Annotated in this window: 7 protein-coding genes and 1 pseudogene; 2 read left to right on the plus strand and 6 right to left on the minus strand. The window is 63.1% G+C overall.

Annotation, left to right across the window (positions count from 1 at the left end):
• Nucleotides 1-220: 220 nt before the first annotated feature.
• The gene (locus AC1DO7_RS38180; protein ID WP_441623364.1) at nt 221-1,198 is read left to right on the plus strand and encodes a LacI family DNA-binding transcriptional regulator; all 978 of its coding nucleotides are present in this window, start codon (nt 221-223) and stop codon (nt 1,196-1,198) included.
• Nucleotides 1,199-1,225: 27 nt separating this feature from the next.
• On the opposite strand, the gene AC1DO7_RS38185 is transcribed toward AC1DO7_RS38180, so the two are convergent.
• Nucleotides 1,226-2,320, minus strand: coding sequence for a mannonate dehydratase (locus AC1DO7_RS38185; protein WP_477117346.1), 1,095 nt, complete (start codon nt 2,318-2,320; stop codon nt 1,226-1,228).
• Between the two features lie 173 nt (nt 2,321-2,493).
• Complete coding sequence (locus AC1DO7_RS38190) at nt 2,494-3,219, minus strand: MFS transporter (RefSeq protein WP_441623387.1); 726 nt, start codon at nt 3,217-3,219, stop codon at nt 2,494-2,496.
• Nucleotides 3,220-3,237: 18 nt separating this feature from the next.
• On the opposite strand from AC1DO7_RS38190, the pseudogene AC1DO7_RS38195 reads away from it, so the two are divergent.
• Nucleotides 3,238-3,489: pseudogene (locus tag AC1DO7_RS38195) on the plus strand (MFS transporter); the annotation flags it as partial.
• 271 nt (nt 3,490-3,760) lie between these two features.
• On the opposite strand, the gene AC1DO7_RS38200 reads toward AC1DO7_RS38195, so the two are convergent.
• From AC1DO7_RS38200 to AC1DO7_RS38215, 4 genes are all read right to left on the minus strand, one after another.
• Nucleotides 3,761-4,324, minus strand: coding sequence for an NIPSNAP family protein (locus AC1DO7_RS38200; RefSeq protein ID WP_441623360.1), 564 nt, complete (start codon nt 4,322-4,324; stop codon nt 3,761-3,763).
• 8 nt (nt 4,325-4,332) lie between these two features.
• Nucleotides 4,333-5,085, minus strand: coding sequence for an SDR family oxidoreductase (locus AC1DO7_RS38205; protein WP_441623358.1), 753 nt, complete (start codon nt 5,083-5,085; stop codon nt 4,333-4,335).
• An 11-nt stretch (nt 5,086-5,096) separates the two neighbouring features.
• Nucleotides 5,097-5,909, minus strand: a complete 813-nt coding sequence (locus AC1DO7_RS38210) for an aspartate dehydrogenase (RefSeq protein WP_441623356.1) — start codon at nt 5,907-5,909, stop codon at nt 5,097-5,099.
• Nucleotides 5,906-6,592, minus strand: a 687-nt coding sequence (locus AC1DO7_RS38215) for an alpha/beta fold hydrolase (RefSeq protein ID WP_477117347.1), incomplete at its 5' end; no start/stop codon positions are given. The genes AC1DO7_RS38210 and AC1DO7_RS38215, both read right to left, overlap by 4 nt.

The following is a 6,592-nucleotide window of genomic DNA, read 5'->3' on the forward strand; positions in this document are numbered from 1 at the left end:
TCGCCGGGCCAGCCTGCCCGGCGGCTTTGACTTGCTTCCATTCTTCGAGAAGCTCACTGACAATACAAGCCGCTCCATGGCACGGCGCGAGGCACGTCCCACGGCTTGGGACGGAATGCGGCCAGCCCCGGCGGCGGCCGATGTTTGGCGCACATTTCCGCGCACTGACCCTTCCTTAACGATGTCCTCTGATTCGTCGCACCCCGGAAACAGCAGCAAGATGATCGACGTGGCGCGCGTGGCCGGTGTCTCGCGTGTCACGGTGTCACGCGCTATCAGCCACCCGGAGCTGGTGTCGCCGCAGACACTGGCGCTGGTGCAGGCCGCCATCGCAGCGCTTGGCTACGTGCCCAACCTCAATGCGGGGAGCCTGGCGACGCGCCGCTCGCGCATCGTCGGCGCCATCGTGCCCACGCTGTCGAATGCCTGGTTCGCAGAGACGATGGATGGCCTGGGCGAAATCCTTGAATCGGGTGGTTACCAGCTACTCCTGGGGCAATCGCGCTATCTGGAGACCGGCGAGGAGGCGTTGATCGATACCTTCATCGGTCGGCAGGTCGATGGACTGGTGCTGACGGGCGTCGAGCATGGCGGCGCGATCCGGCGCAAGCTGCGCGCCTTCGGCAAGCCCGTGGTCGAGACCTGGGACCTGACCGACGATCCGATCGACATGGTGGCCGGCTTTTCGAACGAGGGCGCGGGTGGCGCCGTGGCGCGGCATCTGGCGCAGCGCGGCTATCGCCATCTGGGCTTCCTCGGCGCGCATGAACACCGCGCCGCCAAGCGGCTGGCAGGTTTCCGCGAAGAGGTGGCACGGCTGGGATTGCCGGCGATCGAGACCGAGGTGGTCGCGCCGCCGTCCTCCATCGAGGACGGTGCGCGGATGATGCGCGTACTGATGGCACGCGCGCCACATCTCCAGGCCGTGTACTGCAGCAACGATACGCTGGGCGTGGGCGCCCTGCTCGCCTGCCGTCAGGAGGGGTGGGCCGTGCCGCAGCGTATGGCCGTGGTGGGCTTCTCCGATCTGGCGATTGCTTCAGCCAGCCAACCCGCATTGTCCAGCGTGCGCGTGCAGGCGCGCGAGATGGGCAAGCAGGCCGCCCGCATGCTGCTGTCCCGTCTTGTCGACGGTGGCGACGCCCTGCCGCCGGTGGCGGACCTCGGTTTCAGCGTAGTCGCACGTGAAAGCAGTTGACGGCGCGCCGGGACGCGCATGCCTGTGTCAGGCCTGCCGTGCCGGGGCCGTCGACCACGCTCCCGCCGCCTGCACTAGGCCGCGCGTATAGCCAAGCGCAAAGGACATGAAGCGTTCGCGGTTCTCGTCCAGATCGGAAACCGGCACGTGGTCGGGACACAGCGGGCCGGCATAGCCGCCGCGCTGGTACGCCTTGATGGCCTCGAACATGTCCACATCGCCTTCGTCGGGGAAGACCTCCTGGAAGTCGAGATAGCCGCCGCGGATATTGCGGAAGTGGACCATGAAGATGCGTCCCGTCGCTGCGAATTCCTCGATGACCGGAATCATCGCCTTGCCGGGCTCGGTGAACATCTCGGCCACCGTGCCCTGGCAGAAGTTGAGCCCGTGGTTCGGGCTGTCACTGAGCGCCAGGAAGCGGCGGATGCCGTCGGCCGAGCCGACCACGTGCTCGATGCCATTGAGCCCACCCACCGGATAGGCGGGATCGTGCGGATGGCAGGCCAGCCRCACGCCGGCGCGGTCCGCAGCGGGCACCAGCCCTTCCACCAGGAACTCGATCGCGTCCCAGCCGGCCTGCTCGGTCACGGCCGGCACGTCGCGCGCCATCTTCTGGCCGCACAGCATCGCGCTCTGCGCGCCACCCTCTTCCTGGTTGGTGGGATAGCCGACGCCCCAGTAGGAATGCTTGCGGTCGTCCTCGGGCGAGTACTCGGCATACACGAAGCCCGAATTCTGCGCGCCACCGCGGCCGGGTTTCAGTCCGGTGCGCGTGATCCCCACCATCTGGACGTTGTACTTGAGGCAGGTGATGCCCGCATCGGCCGCCTTCTGGATGTTCTGTGCCAGCATGTCGCGCTGCCGGCGGGCGCTGCCGAGATCGACCAGCGAATCAAGCRGGATCGACCCGACATCGAGCGCGAACACGTCGAGCTTTAGGCCGAAGCCTTCCACCCAGCGCCGATACGCGACCAGCTTGCCTGTATCCCAGGCAGACACGCCGCCCGTCGCCGAGACCAGTTCCGTGCCGCGATTGTCCAGGACCACGCTTTCCACACCCAGTTGCGTGGAGAGCCGCAAGCGGCGCTCGTCCGGATTCAACAACTGTTCGCTGATATACATGTATTGCCTCCGCCATACTCGAGAAATGAACACGTGTTCATTGTTGTCGCGGCGGGATTCCGGGGCAAGTTGCAATGCGTTGCGAAGCGGGTTGTTGCGCCGGTTTGTCCCACGCTCTGGGACGCCATGCCGAAGCGTCGTCCCAACGGGCTTTCGGTATGTGTACGTGTTCACTACGATTCGCCCAAGCAGCCCCGCGACGTCGATTCGGACCGGGGCAATACATTATTCGGAGACGCTGCATGTCCGGCATACATGACCCAGCCGCCCCCAAGGCCGGCTCTTATCGCTATATCACCCTGGCCCTGATCACCATCGTGTTGGCACTGAGCACAGGCGACCGCGCCACGCTCTCGGTGGCTGGCCCCCATATGGCAAAGGAACGCCAGGCTCATCAGGGCAATCACGAGCCAGTCGGTGTCCACATAATTGCAGGCGATCATGCTGGCGCTGAGCAGCAGCCCGATCGTGATAGGCAGCTTGCGCGCCAGCGTCAACGAACCGGTGCGGCGTAGCAGCGCGTCGGACACAAATCCCGTGGAAACCCCACCGATAAAGCCGCAAATGGCCGGCACTGCGGCGACGAAACCGGCCTGCAGGATCGAGAATCCGCGTCCGTTGACCAGATAGCTTGGGAACCACGATACAAAGAACCACGTGATCGAGGTGATGCAGTACTGCGCAATGAAGATGCCTACTAGCATCCGGCTGCGGAATAGCAGGCCGATGTCGGCCAGGCGTGGCGGTGGCGCGTCGCTCTTGCGCTTGCCGCCCAGGTGAACCAGCGCGCCGCCCGCCTCGATATGGGCGATCTCGGCGCGCGTGACGCGTGGATGCTCGGCCGGTGAGAAATACGTGCGCATCCAGACGAGCGCCAGCAGGAGGCCCAGGCCGCCCATCACGGTAAAGATATGGTCTTCGGCAAGGGCTTCGGCTCGCTGGGGTGGACGGTGGTGGCCGATACCGCGCCCGCGCGTATCGTCGGCAGCACCGGTGGCRTGTTCAACGCCGTGGGCAACGTGGCCGGCATCGTGACGCCGATCGTGATCGGCTACATCATCGCAGAGACGCATTCATTCAGCGGTGCGCTGGTCTTCGTGGGAGCACACGGGCTGGTGGCCATCCTCTGCTATTGGCTCGTGGTTGGCCGCATCAAACGGATGGAACTGCCCGATGCGCCCACACCGGGGCCAGTCGGGACCGTTTCCTCAGGCCCTGGCTATCGCATGTCGGCCTCCGACGCCACGCCTTCCGCTTGAAACCAAAGCGGGACCACCGACATGGCCGAACTGGCTAGGGGTCGTACTTTCCGTGAGTTTTCTGGCGATTTGTCCCGGAAAGTGCGATCCATCAAGGACTTACATATACACAGATCGCGCGAGACTCATTGCGGCGAAACACCTTGCCACAGGCGGCTGCGAGCCCTGCTACCGCCATTTTTTACACGGAAGGTACGTTCACCCCTTCTATCGCCGCCACCTCTACGCGAGCCAATCCAGTGCTGATGGCCGCAGGGACATCGGGCGACACGGTCTCGCCAATCGCTATCACTCCGTTCGGATCCGGGAACTCCATGGACCACGTCGACCAGCCAGCGGGGCCGCTGGCTTCGAGCCGCTCGAGCAGCTTGCCGACCGCGCCAACCTTGCAATAGAACCTGAAGAGCTGGACGGTTCTGCCGGCGTTGCTCCGGCAAAGTGTGACGCGCTTTGGGCTGAGCATCGACAATGTCTGGCCGTCGATCAACCGCGTGGCGTTGGCGATAAAGTCCTCGCGCCAGGCGGGCTTAGCAGACAGAGCGACGCGTCGCTCAGCGCGATGATCCAGCGATGCATACTCCCACAGGTGTCGGAACGTTACGCGACCTTCGTGGCGCTCGATCCACGCTCCGCGAAGGACCCCAAACTCGGTTCCACGAAGCGGCATGCACACGCCAGTGAATAGATCCCAGTATCGGTCCCAGTTTGGCTGTAGGAAGTGGTACTCGCGGAGTTCGTGAACCATGTTGCTTCCTATCGTGCCGTATAGCCACCGTCGACCGTGAACATCGCGCCAGTGGCGAAGCTCGACTCGTCGGATGCAAGAAAGAGGATCATCTGGGCGATATCCATAGGCTCTCCCATCTTGTTCAACGGCGACCGTGCTTCGAGGCCCTTGCGGAAAGCGATCGGATCGGCAACTTCCTTGAACATCTTGTCGTAGTAGCTCGAGTTGATGACACCGGGAGCGACGCTGTTGACGCGGATGCCTTCCGCCGAATGATCTAAGGCCATGGCACGCGTTAGGGCAGCCACACCACCCTTGGCCGCCACGTAGGCCGCGCGGTCGGGAATGCCCACCACGGAGATCGTCGAGGCCAGATTCACGATGGACCCGCCGCCGCGACGTACCAGTTCGGGAATGGCATACTTCGAGCAGAGATAGACGCCCTTCAGATTGACGTCGATAACACTATCCCACGCATCCTCCTCCAGCGTCACCACACTGCCGAGCGTACCGAAGCCTGCGTTGTTGACGAGGATGTCAATGCCACCGAAATGCTCGGCAGCGTGTCGGATCATCTGCCTGACTTGCTCGCTACTCGCGACGTCGACTTCGATAGCCAGCGCATTCTTGCCGATGCGCGCGGCAACAGCACGCGCATTGTCAATGTTCAGGTCCGCAACGATCACCTTCGCGCCCTCGCGCGCAAAAAGTTCTGCGGTGGCTTCGCCGATGCCCGCTCCAGCGCCGGTGATCAGGGCGACTTTATCTTTGATTCTCATTTTGCTCTTCCTTAAAAGATGACGTGCTGCAGTTGTTTCAATACGGCCTCCTCGATGCTCAGCGCAGCAAGCCACGAGGTGCGAGGGTTGTCGGGCAGTGGGTTGTTTGCGAGCAGCACCTTGATGCAGCCGAAAGGGCCTGTGGCCTCCACCTCGTGGACATTGCGGGCTACGGTGGGATCAGCGATCAGTTCCACCTGGGTCGCATCGAATCCGAGTCCGGACAAGGCGACGGCTGCGGTGACATTGGCGTTTTTGGGATAGCTTGCCGAGGCCTCGGCTGCAGTGCCGCGGAAGATCGTGGTTGGTGCCGCTATCGAGTTGAGATCGAACTGCGTCTCGGCGGGGGAACCCAACCACGCACGCGGCGGCTTGCGGCCTACATAGACCACACTATCCAGACCCGCTGAGCGCGCGGACCTGAGTGCATCCAGCCCACCAATCGCACCGGAAACCAGGATCAGCCTGGTCTCCCCCTGTTCGGCGGCCTGCCTCAGCCGCTGGTGCAATCCCTCGTCCGCTAGCGCACCGATCGATGCGATGACGACCGGTATGCCCTGCCGAAGCAACTCAGGAACGGCTGCGCTCACTGCGGCATGACCCGCGCACTCGATAACCAGGTCCGGCTTCCAGGCAACCAGCGACGCAACGTCGGAGCACAAGGAGATGTCATAGAGACGCATGAAGGCGTCTGCATGACCGGAGGGATCGATCGCGGCGAAGCTAGCTTCCGGAAGATGGCGGCTGCGCAAAGCCTCAAGGACGCGCTTACCGATTGCCCCGAGTCCAAGGAGTGCGACTCGCGAGATGCTGGTGGTGTTCATGCTGCGCTCTCCCAGAATTTGTTCAACATGGCCACATAGGCCACCGTGCGGGTAACCGGAGCAAAGTGCCCGCCAGCAAGCTCTTGCAGGCAGGCGCCCGGAATCAAGCGCGCGAGTTCTTGCGAGTGGTGGAAAGGAATGATGTAGTCGTCCTGGGCACCCACCACCAGAGTGGGGGCACGCAGAGCAACGAGTTCCTTGTAGCGGGTGTAGTCAAGCAGCATGTCGATCCGTGCAATCACCATGTCGATATCGACATCTGCAGTCATCGGGAAGTCCAGCCGAGCCTCGGTTGCGAGATGCTTGCCGTACCACTCCGAGGGATAGGCCGTCAGCTTGGTCAGCGTGTTGTACGCATCGCCGCCAAGCTCTCGCAGCACATGCTTTCGGAAGGCAAAGAAGTCCTGGAATCGTTTATCCGGCTTCGCCCAACCGCTACTCAGCACGATCGACTTGACGCGCGGCGGGAAATCCAGAGCCATGGCCTGCGCGACCAGTGATCCTGTCGAATGGCCGATGATGTCGGCCTGCTCGATGCCGCGCTCGTCAAGGCAGCGGATCACCGCATCCGCAATGCCGGAGATCGTCGGTGCGCCTTGGATCCTGCTTTTACCGACGCCGGGATGGTCGAGTGAAATCACTCTCCGGGAGGTCTCTAGGATCTCGACCACGGGCCTCCAGAA

It is taken from the genome of Cupriavidus sp. 05N40 (genome assembly GCF_056397305.1).

Coding starts and splice junctions, on each gene's coding strand:
- AC1DO7_RS38190 (WP_441623387.1), bottom strand. CDS start 3,219: ATGGGCGGCCTGGGCCTCCTGCTGGCGCTCGTCTGGATGCGCACGTAT.
- AC1DO7_RS38200 (WP_441623360.1), bottom strand. CDS start 4,324: ATGGTTCACGAACTCCGCGAGTACCACTTCCTACAGCCAAACTGGGAC.
- AC1DO7_RS38180 (WP_441623364.1), top strand. CDS start 221: ATGATCGACGTGGCGCGCGTGGCCGGTGTCTCGCGTGTCACGGTGTCA.
- AC1DO7_RS38205 (WP_441623358.1), bottom strand. CDS start 5,085: ATGAGAATCAAAGATAAAGTCGCCCTGATCACCGGCGCTGGAGCGGGC.
- AC1DO7_RS38210 (WP_441623356.1), bottom strand. CDS start 5,909: ATGAACACCACCAGCATCTCGCGAGTCGCACTCCTTGGACTCGGGGCA.